Annotated in this window: 15 protein-coding genes and 2 riboswitches; of the genes, 8 read left to right on the top strand and 7 right to left on the bottom strand. The window is 49.7% G+C overall.

Going from position 1 to position 13135, the window contains the following annotated elements:
• Positions 1 to 186: 186 nt before the first annotated feature.
• Positions 187 to 1032 carry a molybdopterin molybdotransferase MoeA gene (locus SSCH_RS04175; RefSeq protein ID WP_084710922.1) on the bottom strand — a complete coding sequence of 282 codons (846 nt, stop codon included), beginning with the start codon at positions 1030 to 1032 and terminating at the stop codon, positions 187 to 189.
• Between the two features lie 69 nt (positions 1033 to 1101).
• Here SSCH_RS04175 and SSCH_RS18115 point away from each other — a divergent pair, with 69 nt between their 5' ends.
• A complete protein-coding gene (locus SSCH_RS18115; protein WP_156972087.1) occupies positions 1102 to 1245 on the top strand; it encodes a hypothetical protein in 144 nt (47 codons plus the stop codon).
• Positions 1246 to 1310: 65 nt separating this feature from the next.
• Here the strand turns inward: SSCH_RS18115 and fdhF are convergent, their stop codons facing one another.
• The 5 genes from fdhF to SSCH_RS18865 form a co-directional block, all read right to left on the bottom strand.
• Complete coding sequence (gene fdhF / locus SSCH_RS17350) at positions 1311 to 3998, bottom strand: formate dehydrogenase subunit alpha (protein WP_084710923.1); 2688 nt, start codon at positions 3996 to 3998, stop codon at positions 1311 to 1313.
• 655 nt (positions 3999 to 4653) lie between these two features.
• A riboswitch (molybdenum cofactor riboswitch) is annotated at positions 4654 to 4791 on the bottom strand.
• Between the two features lie 131 nt (positions 4792 to 4922).
• Positions 4923 to 5597 carry an ATP-binding cassette domain-containing protein gene (locus SSCH_RS04195; protein ID WP_044664385.1) on the bottom strand — a complete coding sequence of 225 codons (675 nt, stop codon included), beginning with the start codon at positions 5595 to 5597 and terminating at the stop codon, positions 4923 to 4925.
• Positions 5598 to 5603: 6 nt separating this feature from the next.
• Complete coding sequence (gene modB, locus SSCH_RS04200) at positions 5604 to 6281, bottom strand: molybdate ABC transporter permease subunit (RefSeq protein WP_044664386.1); 678 nt, start codon at positions 6279 to 6281, stop codon at positions 5604 to 5606.
• Positions 6282 to 6296: 15 nt separating this feature from the next.
• Positions 6297 to 7064: a molybdate ABC transporter substrate-binding protein gene (modA, locus tag SSCH_RS04205; protein ID WP_044664387.1), complete on the bottom strand. Its 768-nt coding sequence runs from the start codon at positions 7062 to 7064 to the stop codon at positions 6297 to 6299.
• A gap of 53 nt (positions 7065 to 7117) precedes the next feature.
• A complete protein-coding gene (locus SSCH_RS18865; protein WP_198142158.1) occupies positions 7118 to 7261 on the bottom strand; it encodes a hypothetical protein in 144 nt (47 codons plus the stop codon).
• Positions 7262 to 7335: 74 nt separating this feature from the next.
• Positions 7336 to 7454, bottom strand: a riboswitch (molybdenum cofactor riboswitch).
• 146 nt (positions 7455 to 7600) lie between these two features.
• Between SSCH_RS18865 and SSCH_RS04210 the strand changes: the two genes are divergently transcribed.
• Positions 7601 to 8332 carry a YwmB family TATA-box binding protein gene (locus SSCH_RS04210; protein WP_044664388.1) on the top strand — a complete coding sequence of 244 codons (732 nt, stop codon included), beginning with the start codon at positions 7601 to 7603 and terminating at the stop codon, positions 8330 to 8332.
• A 129-nt stretch (positions 8333 to 8461) separates the two neighbouring features.
• On the opposite strand, the gene SSCH_RS04215 is transcribed toward SSCH_RS04210, so the two are convergent.
• On the bottom strand, positions 8462 to 8998 hold the full coding sequence (locus SSCH_RS04215; protein ID WP_084710924.1) for a metal-dependent transcriptional regulator: 537 nt from the start codon (positions 8996 to 8998) through the stop codon (positions 8462 to 8464).
• Positions 8999 to 9749: 751 nt separating this feature from the next.
• Here SSCH_RS04215 and SSCH_RS04220 point away from each other — a divergent pair.
• From SSCH_RS04220 to SSCH_RS20760, 6 genes are all read left to right on the top strand, one after another.
• Positions 9750 to 10085, top strand: coding sequence for a GntR family transcriptional regulator (locus tag SSCH_RS04220; protein WP_198142159.1), 336 nt, complete (start codon positions 9750 to 9752; stop codon positions 10083 to 10085).
• A 52-nt stretch (positions 10086 to 10137) separates the two neighbouring features.
• Positions 10138 to 10758, top strand: coding sequence for an ABC transporter ATP-binding protein (locus SSCH_RS04225; RefSeq protein WP_052835291.1), 621 nt, complete (start codon positions 10138 to 10140; stop codon positions 10756 to 10758).
• 8 nt (positions 10759 to 10766) lie between these two features.
• Complete coding sequence (locus SSCH_RS16220) at positions 10767 to 11069, top strand: hypothetical protein (RefSeq protein WP_156972088.1); 303 nt, start codon at positions 10767 to 10769, stop codon at positions 11067 to 11069.
• Positions 11047 to 11451: a hypothetical protein gene (locus SSCH_RS04230; RefSeq protein ID WP_044664389.1), complete on the top strand. Its 405-nt coding sequence runs from the start codon at positions 11047 to 11049 to the stop codon at positions 11449 to 11451. The genes SSCH_RS16220 and SSCH_RS04230 overlap by 23 nt, the downstream gene beginning before the upstream one ends.
• A gap of 379 nt (positions 11452 to 11830) precedes the next feature.
• On the top strand, positions 11831 to 12412 hold the full coding sequence (locus SSCH_RS20755) for a SpoIID/LytB domain-containing protein (protein WP_084710925.1): 582 nt from the start codon (positions 11831 to 11833) through the stop codon (positions 12410 to 12412).
• The gene (locus SSCH_RS20760; RefSeq protein WP_269746113.1) at positions 12409 to 12822 is read left to right on the top strand and encodes a SpoIID/LytB domain-containing protein; all 414 of its coding nucleotides are present in this window, start codon (positions 12409 to 12411) and stop codon (positions 12820 to 12822) included. The genes SSCH_RS20755 and SSCH_RS20760 overlap by 4 nt, the downstream gene beginning before the upstream one ends.
• Positions 12823 to 13135: the final 313 nt, after the last annotated feature.

Consider the following 13135-nt stretch of genomic DNA (forward strand, 5'->3'; position numbering starts at 1 on the left):
TAGCCCAGCAGGAAGCGGTCTGGGTCCCACCTGGCTTAGGGAAGGGGCTGGGTGGCCACAGCAGGGGAAGCGTCTTATTTCCGGGTTTAGCCCCTGTAAGGCGCGCAGTGCTGGGGAGACCAAGAGGCAGTAGCCCACAAAACAGGCCATGGGTTTCCGGAAGGTCCGATGATCACCGGCTTGCCATCACTGACCCCGGCACCAGGCGTGACTGCCCGGCTTTACTTGATAGCCGAGAAAAACCGGCTCTGCACAGGTGCTGTCCAGGAGATCCCTGCCCTGGTCGTTGCTGCCGTCAGCTGTTCCCCCGATGGTAACCACCATATCAGCCTGCTGTAGCTGGGAGTGAAGTATTTTTTCAGGAGAGGACTGCGAAACCACAACTGATGGCAGACCGCCCTGAATGGTTACCAGTGAAGACAGGTGTGGGCCGTTACTGTCCCACATTTGGCCGGGGGTAAGGTCCTGATCATAGGGGATAACTTCTTTTCCCAGACTTAGTATTGCCACTTTAGGACGCCGAATCACCCTGATTTCCCGAAGGCCGAAGGCAGTAAGAATGGCGATCAGTCCCGGGGTGATTATGGTGCCGCTCCTGGCGATCACTGACCCGGACTTAATGTCCTCCCCCTGATTCCGGATGTTGTCAATGACAGGAAAATTATCAACAGTTATAGAATCCCCAATGATACGGACATCCTCCTGACGGATAACCACATCGGTGCCTTGTGGGACATAGCCTCCTGTTAGAACACCTGCTGCCTCACCCGGTTCTAAACTGAAGTCAGGAGCCTCATCTGCCTCCAAGATCTTTTTGATGGTAAATCTTTTATCTTTTGTTTCTGTTAAGGAAACAGCAAAACCGTCCATAGCTGCTTGCCGGTAAGGGGGAAGATCACGGGGGGCTATAATGTCTGCAGCAAGAATGCGCTTTACCGCCTCCATCGTGGGGAGGGCCTCACTCTCCAGTGGCATTATTTTGTCAACTAGTGCCTGGCGAGCATCCTCCATGGGTGGTCGCTCTAACATCATTTAACACCTCCTAAACAATACTATTTTACCAATAAGCCTGGAAAAAATTCCAGGCCAGGGGGAGATTCAGTGCTGCCTCCACAATATCTTTTCCATGAAGAAATTCTTCGAGCCATGAGTCGTGCCGGTGGCACCCCGATCACGGCAACCACCGGCACGGCAAGCACAGCTGCTTTAATAGATAGGAATACAGGTGACCTGTCAGCTAAATGAGCTTAAGTTCAGCCCAACTACTTTTTAACGGGTTAAACCGTATTTCTATCTACATAGTTTTTGGTTTATATATTCAGCTTCTCCATCTTTACCGCGCAGACCTTGTATTCACCTGTTTTGGTGATGGGGTCTATCGCATCACTGGTCAAGACGTTGGTGGGGCTCTCCGTATAGTGGAAAGACATCCAAACAACACCTGGCGGTACCTTGTCTGTTACCTGTACCTTGGTTGTGACCTCACCGCGCCGTGATGTCACCTTGACCTGGTCCCCGGTGACCACTCCCAGTCGTGAGGCATCTGCGGGGTTGACCTCTGCATGCTCCTCATTCCACAAGCTGTGGAGACCGGCAGAGTACGGTGTCGTAACATTATAGTGGAACAGGATCCTGCCGGTGGAAAGCAGTAAGGGGTATTCCTCACAGGGCAATTCCGCAGGAGGCACATGGTCGATCCCCTGGAAGAGCCCCTTGCCTCTTGTAAATGAAGCTCCGTGCAGGAATTTGGTACCCGGGTGATCCGCGGTTGGGCACGGCCACTGCAGTCCTTTGGCGTCAATGCGCTCAAAGCTCATTCCTGCATAGGATGGTGTGAGCGATGCCATTTCATCGAAGATCTCTTCCGCGGAATTGTAGTTCATCGGATAGCCCACCCTGGTGCTCATAGCCGCGATGGTCTGCCAGTCGGCGAGGCCTGGTAGCGGTTCAATGGCTTTTCGCACACGCTGGACGCGTCGTTCGGTGTTGGTGAAGGTTCCATCTTTTTCCGTAAAACTGGACCCCGGGAGCACAATATCAGCGTATTCTGCGGTTTCTGTGAGAAAGAGTTCTTGTACAACCAGGAACTCTAAATTCTCCAGACCGGATTTGATGTGGTTGGCGTTGGGATCAGTCAACACCGGGTTTTCACCCAAAATGTACATAGCCTTCAGCTCTCCGGAGTTGGCCTTATCGAACATTTCCGGAATCATCAGGCCAACTTGACCAGGCGGCATAGGGACTCCCCAGGCCTTCTCGAATTTCTCGCGCATTGCGTCATCGGTGACCTTCTGATAACCGGTGAAGACGTTGGGAAGCGCCCCCATATCACAGGCTCCCTGGACGTTGTTCTGCCCGCGCATCGGGTTGACACCTGTGCTCTCGCGGCCTAAATTCCCGGTGAGCATGGCCAGGTTGGCAGTGCTCATCACATTGAAGGTTCCGCAGACGTGCTCAGTGATTCCCAGGGTGTAGAAGAGCCCGGCTTTATCAGCCTGCGCGTAAAGGCGAGCCGCAGCAATGATATTTTTTGCTGGGACACCGGTGAGTTCTGATGCGTATTCCGGTGTATACTTTTCCACGGTTTCTTTCAGTGCGTCAAAGTTTTCAGTGCGCTCTTCAACAAATTTCTTGTCGTAGAGGTCTTCTTTGATGATCACGTGCATCATCCCATTGAGCAGTGGGATATCAGTGCCTGGGTTGAGCTGAAGCCAGATATCAGCCTCTTCCGCCAGTTCAGTGCGCCGCGGATCCGCAACAATCATTTTGGCCCCCGCTCTCTTGGCCTGTTTCATTTTATAACCGATGATGGGATGAGCTTCAGGAGCATTTGTTCCAATTAAGAACATAAGATCCGTATTCAGAATTTCATTGATCGAGTTTGTCATCGCGCCACTGCCGAATGATGTGGCCAGACCGGCCACAGTTGGCGCGTGTCAGGTACGGGCACAGTGGTCTACGCTGTTTGTGCCCATCGCCGCCCTTGTAAATTTTTGAACCAGGTAGTTTTCTTCATTTGTACACCTGGCTGAACTTAAAGCTGCAAAAGCGTTGCCCCCATATTTTTCCTTGATCTCATTTAAACGTGCAGCAATTGTATCAAAGGCCTCATCCCAGGAAATAGGTACAAACTCCCCATTCTTTTTAGCCAGGGGTGTTGTCAGGCGCTTGTCGCTGTATACATAATCCCAGCCAAAGCGGCCCTTGATGCAGAGTTGCTTTCCGTTGACCGGGCTGTCCGGGTTGGAGGCCACACCGGCGATTTTGCCGTCCTTGACCATCAGGTCGAAGTTGCACCCTGTGCCGCAGAAGGGGCAGGTGGTTCTAACCCTCTCATACTCCCATCTCCGGCCCTTACCGTGCATCTGCTTCTCTGTCAGGGCGCCTGTGGGACAAACCGCCACACAGTTGCCGCAGTAGACGCAGTCTGATTCAATTAAATCTGTATCACCGAAGGGAGCCACCTTGGTATTAAATCCGCGATAGTTGAAATCAATGATATCGCGGCAGGTCATCTCAGCACAGGCACGTATACATCTGCCGCAGAGAATGCATTTGTTGAGATCGCGGACGATGAAGGGGTTGCTCTCCTCGAGATCGTATTCATGTCGCTCGGCATCAATAAAGGAGGTTTCTGTTAAGCCATACTGGTAGCAGTACTCTGCCAGCATGCAGTCTCCCATTTTCTCACAGGTGAGGCATTCCAGCGGGTGGTTGGCAATGAGCAGTTCTAAAATGGTTTTGCGCGCCTCTATGATTTGGGGTGTGTCGGTACGCACCACCATGCCGTTTGTCACCATGGTGACACAGGATGCCGGCAGGTTGCGCATCCCTTCAACTTCCACAACACAAAGGCGACATGCCCCTACAGCACTAAGGTCCGGGTCATGGCAGAGCCGGGGAATGTGTATCCCGATTCTTTCCGCCGCATCCAAGACCGATATCCCGGCTGGAACCTCAACCTCCTTTCCGTCAATGGTCAATCTAACCATTTCCACTTCTATCCCTCCTTAGAAATCCTTTATAACTGGAAAGTTGACATACTCCCCGCTTTTTTGGTGGGGATGCACCCAGGGAACTTACAAGGTTACCTGCCTGTAAACGCCAGCCCATTTCAGATCCATTCATATAGATAGACGCTGATGACGCCAGGTTCAGGGCTGTGTCATTAACCCAAGGCAACCCTCCCAGGGCATATGTTTAACCGTCCGGGTACTTAGACATTTGTGATGGTGATTCTTTTCGATAAACCCCCGTCTCCCCCCAAGGCACCCGTGATTATCTTGAGCAAAAAAAGCCCCCGGGTTGTCTTTCCCACCGCCCGAGGGGAATGACAACCCAATAGATGGGGAAAAGGAATGCGAGAAATTGGTTTTTGAGGCCTAAAGAGCTGCGTCTCAAAAACCAACCCTGTCCAATCAAAAAGCAGCCAGTTATTATTAAAAAGTATACTTGGAAGTATGTTCAGAAGCGTATTTTGAAGTGTATTTGGAAGTATGCACTATACCTGTATATGGGTCCGCCCGCAGGGGGTCACCCTGAAAACAAATACTCAGATCATAATAAACATATCTCCGGTCAGACCGTAGGCATTCCCCCTTTACGAGCAGTGTGCCAACCTAAAACCAGGGTGCGGAAGTGCACCCCGGCAAGCAAACTCCGCCGTAATCTCCTTTCCGCACTGGGAGGTGCACCTGTTTCCAGGTACACCCTGTCGGTCCGACCGCCATGCCAGGTGCTGTTGTAAGACACATGTGCTACAGGACAGTGGACTCGGAGTAAATATTATTTTGTTTACTATATGTACTTAAAATAATTCGCCAATCATCGATAAAATCCTGCCTTGTGTTAGAAAAACTTTCGAATAACAAAGGATGCCAGCCGAGGCTGGCATCCTTTGTTGAAGCTAAAATCTTGCGACTTTAGCTGTGGGAGCATGTCGATTGCTGAGCAGTTCCACTGGCAGCGGTTCTTTTGCGGAAAAGAGACATCTTGGTGTCACCGAGGACCGCCGCATCCTCCTCATCATGAGTAACCAGGATAAAGGGGATCTGCCACTCCTGGTGAATTTTTCTCAGCTCAAAGCGCAGTGTGGACCTGATGTCCTTGTCCAGAGCACATAAGGGTTCATCTAAGAGGAGCAGTTCAGGCTGTGTCGCCAGAGCTCTGGCCAGGGCAACCCTTTGTTTTTCTCCTCCGGAAATTTGGCCCGGGTAGCGTTCTGCAAGATGCCCGATTCCAAATGAATGCAGGAGTTTCAGTGGATCCAGGAGAGATGAATTCCGGTGATCTTTTTTGATGCCGTAGGTAACATTTTGTTTTACAGTCAGATGGGGGAAGAGGGCATAATCCTGGAATACATAGCCGATATTCCTTTCCCTGGGAGGCAGGTTGATCTTCTCCTTGTCCGAAAAAAGGACACGCCCGTTCAGTTTGATAAATCCGGAAACAGGTTTCAAGAGTCCGGACAGGCACTGCAGAATAGTTGTTTTGCCGGATCCGGACGGGCCGCATAGCACCAGAATCTCCTGTTCTACATGGAGTGGCATTTCAATGTTAAATTGTCCGCGTTGAGCAGTAAAGTGTGCATCCAACATGTCAAATTACCTCTCCAGATATCTTCTCTGTCGCCTTGACCAGGTATTCACCCAAAGGATGACAAGAAAGCTGAAAATAGTAGTCAGCAGGACCAGGGTGCCTGCTGTGGCATTATCCCCCGCATCTACAGCAAAAAAGATGGCCAAGGGGATAGTCTGTGTTCTGCCGGGTATGTTGCCCGCTACCATCAGTGTGGCTCCAAATTCCCCCAGGGCGCGTGCAAAAGAAAGCACGATCCCGGAAACAATTCCAGGCCAGGCCAGGGGGAGAGTAATTGTAAAAAAGACACGCGGCTCTGTTGCTCCCAGTGTTCTGGCAGCCTCCTCCAGTGTTTGATCAACACTCTGAAAGGCTGCCTTGACGCTTTGGTACATCAAGGGAAAAGAGACCACAGATGAGGCAATAATCGCCGCGTACCAGGTAAAAATAAGTGTAACCCCAAAGCTGTCCAGGAGCTGTCCCAGGGGACTGTTCTTCCCAATGCACATCAGCAGGCCATATCCAACAACAGAAGGGGGCAGCACCAGAGGGAGTGTCAGTGCTGCCTCCACAATATCTTTTCCGTGAAACTCTACACGGGCCATCACTCGTGCCAGTGGAACCCCGATCACGGCAACCAACAGCACGGCAAGCACAGCTACTTTTAGAGATAGAAATACAGGGGACCAATCAGCTAAATGCACTTAAATACCGCCCAACTACTTCTTGATGGGTTGGAAACCGTATTTTTCAAATATCTTTGCCGCTTCTTTACCCTTCAAGAAGTCTGCAAATTTTGCGGTTTCTTCTTTGTTTTTGCTGCTTTTCAAAATAGCCATGGGGTAGATGATCGGTTTGTGAGAATCTTTAGGGGCAGCAGCAATTATCTTTACGGTTTTACCGGCGCCGATCACATCGGACCTGTAAACAAGTCCGGCATCCACATTGCCGGTTTCTACGTAAGTGAGTACCTGACGCACATCTTTAGCATACACGATTTTGGATTCCACTTTGCTCCATAGATCCAGGCTTGTTAAGGCCTCTTTAGCGTACTTTCCGGCAGGTACTGATTCCGGTTGTCCAATGCTCATCTGGGTAATGTCTTTTTCAGCCAGTCCGTTAAAGTCCTTCAGCTTACTGTCCTCTTTGGCAATCAGTACAAGCTCATTGTTCAGCAGATCGTAGCGGGAGTTCTTGTCGATCAAGTCTTTTTCCTCCAGGGCATCCATCTGTTTGACTCCTGCGGAAATAAACAGGTCAGAGGGTGCTCCCTCTTCGATTTGTTTCTGCAGTGCGCCTGATGATCCATAACTGTAATCAATGGTTACATGGGAATTTTTTTTCGTATAAAGTTCCTTAAGTTCTTTGGATGCGTCTGTGAGGCTGGCAGCCGCAGAGACTGTTAGCTTAACCGGGTCTTTTTCGGTAGCAGTTTTATCAGTGTCGCCATTGCCGCAGCCCAGCAGTGCCGCGGTTAGAAAGAGCATACAAACAAGCAGACATAGAATCTTTTTTTTTCATTTTCATCCTCCCTTATCCCTCATTTTAATAGCGGGCAGTTCTCGCTGCCCATAATAGGGTCATGTCTTATGCATTTAACCTCTCCATCCTCACTGCATAGACCGTATATCTCTCCTGTTTTGGTGATCGGGTCCACAGCATAACTTGTTAAGATGTTGGACAACTCCGGTCAGGCCGAAGACATTTCCCTTTTATGAGTGAGTCAAAATAAAAAACGGGGTGCGAAAAGTACACCCCGGCTGACAGCCGTAATCTCCTTTCCGCACTGGGAGGCGTATCCGTTTCCGGATGCACCCTGTCGGCCCGACCGCCATAGCAACTGCCACAGGACAGTGGACTTCGGAGTATATTCTGTTCGATTATTAAACAATTCTCCAACCCAGGAGAAATTCCTTCCTTGTGTTGTAAAAACTTTTGGAGATTCGTTTGCGCTGGCTCCGCGAATAACGATTTTATAGATGGGCACAATACAGGAAGAAGATGGGAAACGGGGTGCCTTTGTGTGAAAAAAACAGTTATCCCGCTTTTATTTTTGAGTGCAGTATTGGTTTTGCTTTTTTTGGGGAAAACAAGCGCCATAGAACCCCTTGTCATTGACAAAATGTCTATGTTAATGACAGCAGGCGGGGTGCAGGTGGAGGGCTATTACCTGGAGGGGTGGGCTCTTTTGCGGGAGTCTGGGGAACCTGCTGAGGTATGGGAAAAGAAAAAAATTGGGGAGAAGTTGGGGCTTGTTGATGCCTCAAAGCGAAGTATCCCCACCGGTTGGGGGGACCGTCTGCAGGTAGAGCGTATAGACCGGGATTGTCAGGCAAGAGTTATGGTGCAAAAAATGAAAGGGATATCTGAAGATAATCCAACATATATTTCCATAAAGTATGCTGTTGCCGGCAGCACACAGGAAAGCCTTTCCCAGGAGAAAAAAATCAGAGAATCCCTTGCTTCTTTGGGGAAGAACCACGGCATCTATCTGGCTGTCAAAGGCAAGATTGCCGCTGATTTGGATGAAGAAGCACAGCTGGCCTGGGGAAAGGCAGTTTTTCGGGGCTTTGGGGCCAGGATAACAGACACTCTGCGCACCGATAAATACACCAGTATTACAGGGTACAGCCCTGTGTTGCCAGATGTGGCAGTTGTCGGTGGAGGGAAAATCAATCTTAACCTATCAATGGTGCGTAAAGAACAGGGAATACATGTCCTCCTGGGAACACCATTAATTACCTGTGAATACTAGAAGATTCTGGCAGGTATCAAGCTATTAAGACAGAATTAATAACAGCATGATTGCCATCCATTCCGCTGGCTTATTTTTCATGGATTTCCGGTTAGATCACCGTTGATGCCCACTTAAGAGGTGACACCATCAGGGGATGAAAGGCTGCTTACCCCGCTGAGTTGCCTCAGATCTACGGGGTTCATTAGTTTCCTTTTTTGTCTGGGCTTTTTTGAAGTGTTCAAACTGCTCTCTGATATAGGGGTTTTCTGCCAGGAATTGATTGAAGGAGCCTAAGAGTTGAAGTGTATGAAGGCTGATGTTATGCTCGATCAGCTCCGTTTCTACCAGGAGATTCTCTCCCACCCCCAGGAACTTAAGAAATTTTTCCACAGTGTTATGTCTTTCCAATAAAAACTGGCCTATTTCCTTCCCACTCTCGGTGAGAAAAACAATCCCGTACTTCTTATAGTGGAGCAGCCCCAGTCCGGTGAGTTTTTGAACCATTTTTGTTGCTGAAGGTGCCCGCACATTGAGGAGCGCGGAGAGGGTGGTGATGCGAATATAGCCATCTTTTAGACTCGCCCGGTAGATCATTTCCAGGTAGTCTTCCATTGCCGGGGTAAGGGTCTTTTTCTTTTGTTCCAGCAGTTGGTAGCCGCGCACCGTATGAAAACTTTTCTTCATCTTGATCACCGCCTTGCTTATGTATATTCACCTGCTTTCTCCAACTATGCACAGATGAAGTTCCTCTGAGCCTGCAGGTTCTTGATGTTCTCATGTTTTTGGGTTATCCACATTGGGGATAACCCAGTGGATAACCCCTGAAAACAGTGTGAAAAAACCGTGGACAGTCTGGGCAGTCGTGAGCAGTCAGACGTGAGAACTGTCCTTGTTTTGTCCTAATGTGAATAACCTTGGGGAAAAACCCTTGACAAGGTGTGAAAATATTGTATACAAACTGTGGGGTCAGGCTTATTAGTGGTTAGTCGTTAGTCGTTAGTCGTTGAAAAAAAAATGTTGGGTGTGAAAAAACTGTTGGCAATATGTATAGACAAGTCCACCTAAAAGGTGCCAGGCACCCGGGAGGGCTAAAAGGTGCCATACCTTAGTGGTTAGTCATTAGTCTTTGGAAAAAGACGTTGTTCTGCTGGATAAAAACAGACCATAAGAAATGGATGGGTGTGGAAAACAAGGATGTCGGAAGTCAGAAAAAAGATGGCCTTTTTAGAGGTACATTTGCTTTGCAGCTAGCAGCAACAAAGGACTAAGGGCAAATCACACTGTAGGGTACTTTGTAACAATAAAGTATCGTTGCCTACGGGTGGATGGGGTATTGACAGCGTTCTAAGGATCATTTATTATAATAGTGTACTAGGTAGAATAGGACACATAATACACATGAGACACTATCAGATTCAAGGAGGGAGGGAGCGGGTTGTGGTTCGATATTGATCAAAGGTCGAGTACTCCCATCTACCAGCAGCTTGTGGAGGGGGTTAAGCAGGCGGTTGCACGGGGTATTCTCATCCAGGGAGAAAAACTTCCTTCTGTGCGGGAGTTAGCTGCCCGCATCACTATCAATCCCAATACCATTGCTAAAGCTTATCAGGAACTGGAGCGGGAGGGAGTTATTGAAACCTTAAGGGGAAGGGGCACCTTTGTGGCTGTCCAGGAGATCAAAGCCAGTGAGGGAGAGAAAAAAAGAGTGATATGTGAGAATGGCGGAAAAAATCCTGGTGGAGGCCTATTATCTGGGCCTCACCCAGGATGAATTGGTTGGATATTGCTGGGAGAAACGGTGAAGGATTGGTATCGGGAAAGGAGTGAGGAAAAATGGAACCAATGGGGTCACACTGGAAACCACAGGTTTGACCAAGGTTTTTAATAGGGAGACAGCTGTAGATGACTGCAGCCTGCAGGTGCCGGAGGGGTCTGTATTTGGGCTGATGGGTCCCAATGGGGCCGGAAAGACAACGCTGATCAAGATGCTGATGGGGGCACTCTTGCCTACGGCGGGAAGTGGGCGAATGCTGGGAAGGGATATTTCTGACCCTACAGGTGAAGTAAGACAGGAGATTGGTTATGTGGCAGACACACAGCAGATGTACCCTCATTTCAAAGTTGAGGAGATCTTGAAATTTTGTTCTATGGTTTACCGCAGTTGGGATGAGCAGCGCTGCCGGACGCTTTTGAAAAGCTTTGGGCTTCCACAAGAAAAACAGGTGCGCTCTCTTTCCAAGGGGATGAAAACTCAGCTTGGGCTGATTATCGCACTATCTGTGCGCCCGCGGCTATTAATTCTGGATGAGCCGGCCAGCGGCCTTGACCCGGTGCTCCACCACCACTTCATGCAGCTGCTCATGCAGGAACAGCCAGGGAAGGAACCACTGTCTTTTTCGCCACCCACAATCTTTATGACCTGGAGCGCACCGCGGAGCAGGTAGCGGTGATCATGAAGGGAAAAATCCTGTTCAGCAAACCACTTGATGAACTGAAATCATCATCCCGCAAGATTCAGGTGGTTTTCCCGGAGGGGATACCGGAGCAGGCCAGGAAGATACCGGGGGTGCTGCGGGTAGAGGAGCAGGGAAGGGTTTATTCCCTCATAACAGGCAGCAATTTTGGGGATGTTCTGGAAAGGGTTAAGGGCTTCAATCCTGTTCACCTGGAGGTCCTGGACCTTGACCTGGAGGATATCTTTATCAATGTTATGGCAAAGGAGGGCTATACTCATGAGAGCCTGTTTTTGGAATAAAGCAGCTTTCACAATATTTATGAATGTCGGGCAATACCTGACACTTCCCCATTATATCCTCAATTACCATGACTATGTTATACAGGCTGCCTTGCTTGTTCCCGCACTGCTCCTGGCAACTTTTCTGTTCTTCTTTCTTGGTATAGCCCTTTTCGAGCGTAACCCCCTGGAGCGCAGCGGACAGCTATTGGTGTTCGGTGATACGAGAAAGGTGATTCAGGTTGTGGCTTCCCTATTTATCGCTGTTGTTGTTACCATTGCTGTTGGAGAGTTCTTTACAACTCTGAGAGGTTTCACTCTATTGCTGGTTTTGCTCGGGGCTTATTTCCTCTGTTCAGGATTTATAAAATGGAGATGTGGAGATGGGGTCAGGCTTGAGTAATTTACTTATTTTTCCCGTTATTCTCAACAGAGATTTGGAGAACTGTCCGCGCGGTCTTGGTGGTTTGCCAGCCGCGGGGACGGTTCCTGTGGCAGGTCTGCCCGCCGCGGGAAGATCCTCTTGGCAGGTCTGTATAGATAATTCCACCTAAAAAGTGCATAAACCAGCCAAAGGAACCGTCCCCTCGGCAGGTCTGTATAGATAACCCCACCTAAAAGTTGCACGGACCAGCCAAAGGCACCGTCCCCGCGGTTGGCGTTCCCCTGGATGGTCTAATCCACTGTTCTACCTAACCCCTCTTTTACATAAATATGGAAGGAGGGGTTAGGTATCCTGTATCTAATATGCTTATGATGTTCCTGGAAAGTGGGGTTAAAGTATGCGAAACAGATTCAGGGGTTACCGCTGGCTGGGCTATGTGGTTGTTGTCCTAATACTGGTAGTGATCGGTCTTCCGGCTCTTTTGGTGCGCGGGTGCAGTTGGGAAAGCAGGGAGCCCATAGGTGAAGAGGATGGTGAGCCGCAGGTGAAGTTGCAGCTGCAGGTGTCAGCAGGGCAGGTTGAAAGCATGCCTTTGGAACAGTATATCATTGGTGTTGTTGCAGGGGAGATGCCCGTTTCCTTCCATCAAGAGGCCTTGAAGGCACAGGCGGTGGCGGCACGCACCTATACACTGCTGCGCTTAAACAGAGAATCCCAGGATGAAAAACACCCTGCTGCACATCTCTGTGCCGACCCCGCCCACTGCCAGGCCTGGATAGATGCAGCAGAAATGCGCAAACGCTGGGGTTGGCACTTCCGTGCCAATTACAATAAGATTGCCACGGCAGTCAAAGAAACCAGGGGACAGGTATTGACCTATGATGGTGAACTGATCGATCCCGTCTATCATGCCAGCGTGGTGGGGGGAGGGGCACCGAGGATGCACGTGAGGTGTGGGGGCATGAGGTACCGTATTTGAAAAGTGTTCGCTGTACCTTTGACCCCCCTGACAGACAGGAACCTGTGGTCACCCGATTATCTTTACAGGACTTAATTTCACGGTTGGGGATCAGTGAACAATCTGTTCCTGCAGCCGCCGGTTCCGGCAAGGTAGTGGAGATCCAGGAACACACAGAAAGCGGGCGGGTAAAGAGTGTCAAGGTGGGTTCTCAAATCTGCCAGGGGGTTGATCTGCGCAAAGAGTTGGGGTTGCGTTCCACGGATTTTATGGTGACCAGCTCAGGCAAGGAGATCGTCTTTACCACTAAAGGATATGGGCACGCGGTGGGGATGTGCCAGTACGGGGCAGATGGGCTCGCCAAACGCGGCGCGAAATACAACCAGATCCTTGCCCATTATTACAAGGGAACGAAACTGGAAAAAAGGTAGTGTGACACGAGAGCGGCAGATTGTGTGATTTGGTAGCCCCCCAGGTTTGCCGGTTGTCGCAGGAAAGGAATAACAAGTTTTAATAGCCAGACTCCAGTTCTAAAATGGATTAAGAGAATCGCCCCAGAATCGCCCCTTTGATCCATCCCTCTGATCCAGCAGTAAGTAAATTACTCAAGCCTGACCCCAAAGGTAGTTGATCCACAAGTTACCGTACCCTCCTGCTAGTCTTTTTCCTCTGCTCGATGGATATAAATGTACTGAAACTTAAAGGACGGGGGAGCAGAGTGCAGGAGTACATCCGCCGCCGGGT

It is taken from the genome of Syntrophaceticus schinkii (assembly GCF_000946815.1).
Classification (GTDB): domain Bacteria; phylum Bacillota; class DSM-12270; order Thermacetogeniales; family Thermacetogeniaceae; genus Syntrophaceticus; species Syntrophaceticus schinkii.

Coding starts and splice junctions, on each gene's coding strand:
- SSCH_RS16220 (WP_156972088.1), top strand. CDS start 10,767: ATGAAGGGAAAAATCCTGTTCAGCAAACCACTTGATGAACTGAAATCA.
- SSCH_RS04230 (WP_044664389.1), top strand. CDS start 11,047: ATGAGAGCCTGTTTTTGGAATAAAGCAGCTTTCACAATATTTATGAAT.
- SSCH_RS04195 (WP_044664385.1), bottom strand. CDS start 5,597: ATGTTGGATGCACACTTTACTGCTCAACGCGGACAATTTAACATTGAA.
- modA (WP_044664387.1), bottom strand. CDS start 7,064: ATGCTCTTTCTAACCGCGGCACTGCTGGGCTGCGGCAATGGCGACACT.
- SSCH_RS04175 (WP_084710922.1), bottom strand. CDS start 1,032: ATGATGTTAGAGCGACCACCCATGGAGGATGCTCGCCAGGCACTAGTT.
- SSCH_RS20755 (WP_084710925.1), top strand. CDS start 11,831: ATGCGAAACAGATTCAGGGGTTACCGCTGGCTGGGCTATGTGGTTGTT.
- SSCH_RS04215 (WP_084710924.1), bottom strand. CDS start 8,998: ATGAAGAAAAGTTTTCATACGGTGCGCGGCTACCAACTGCTGGAACAA.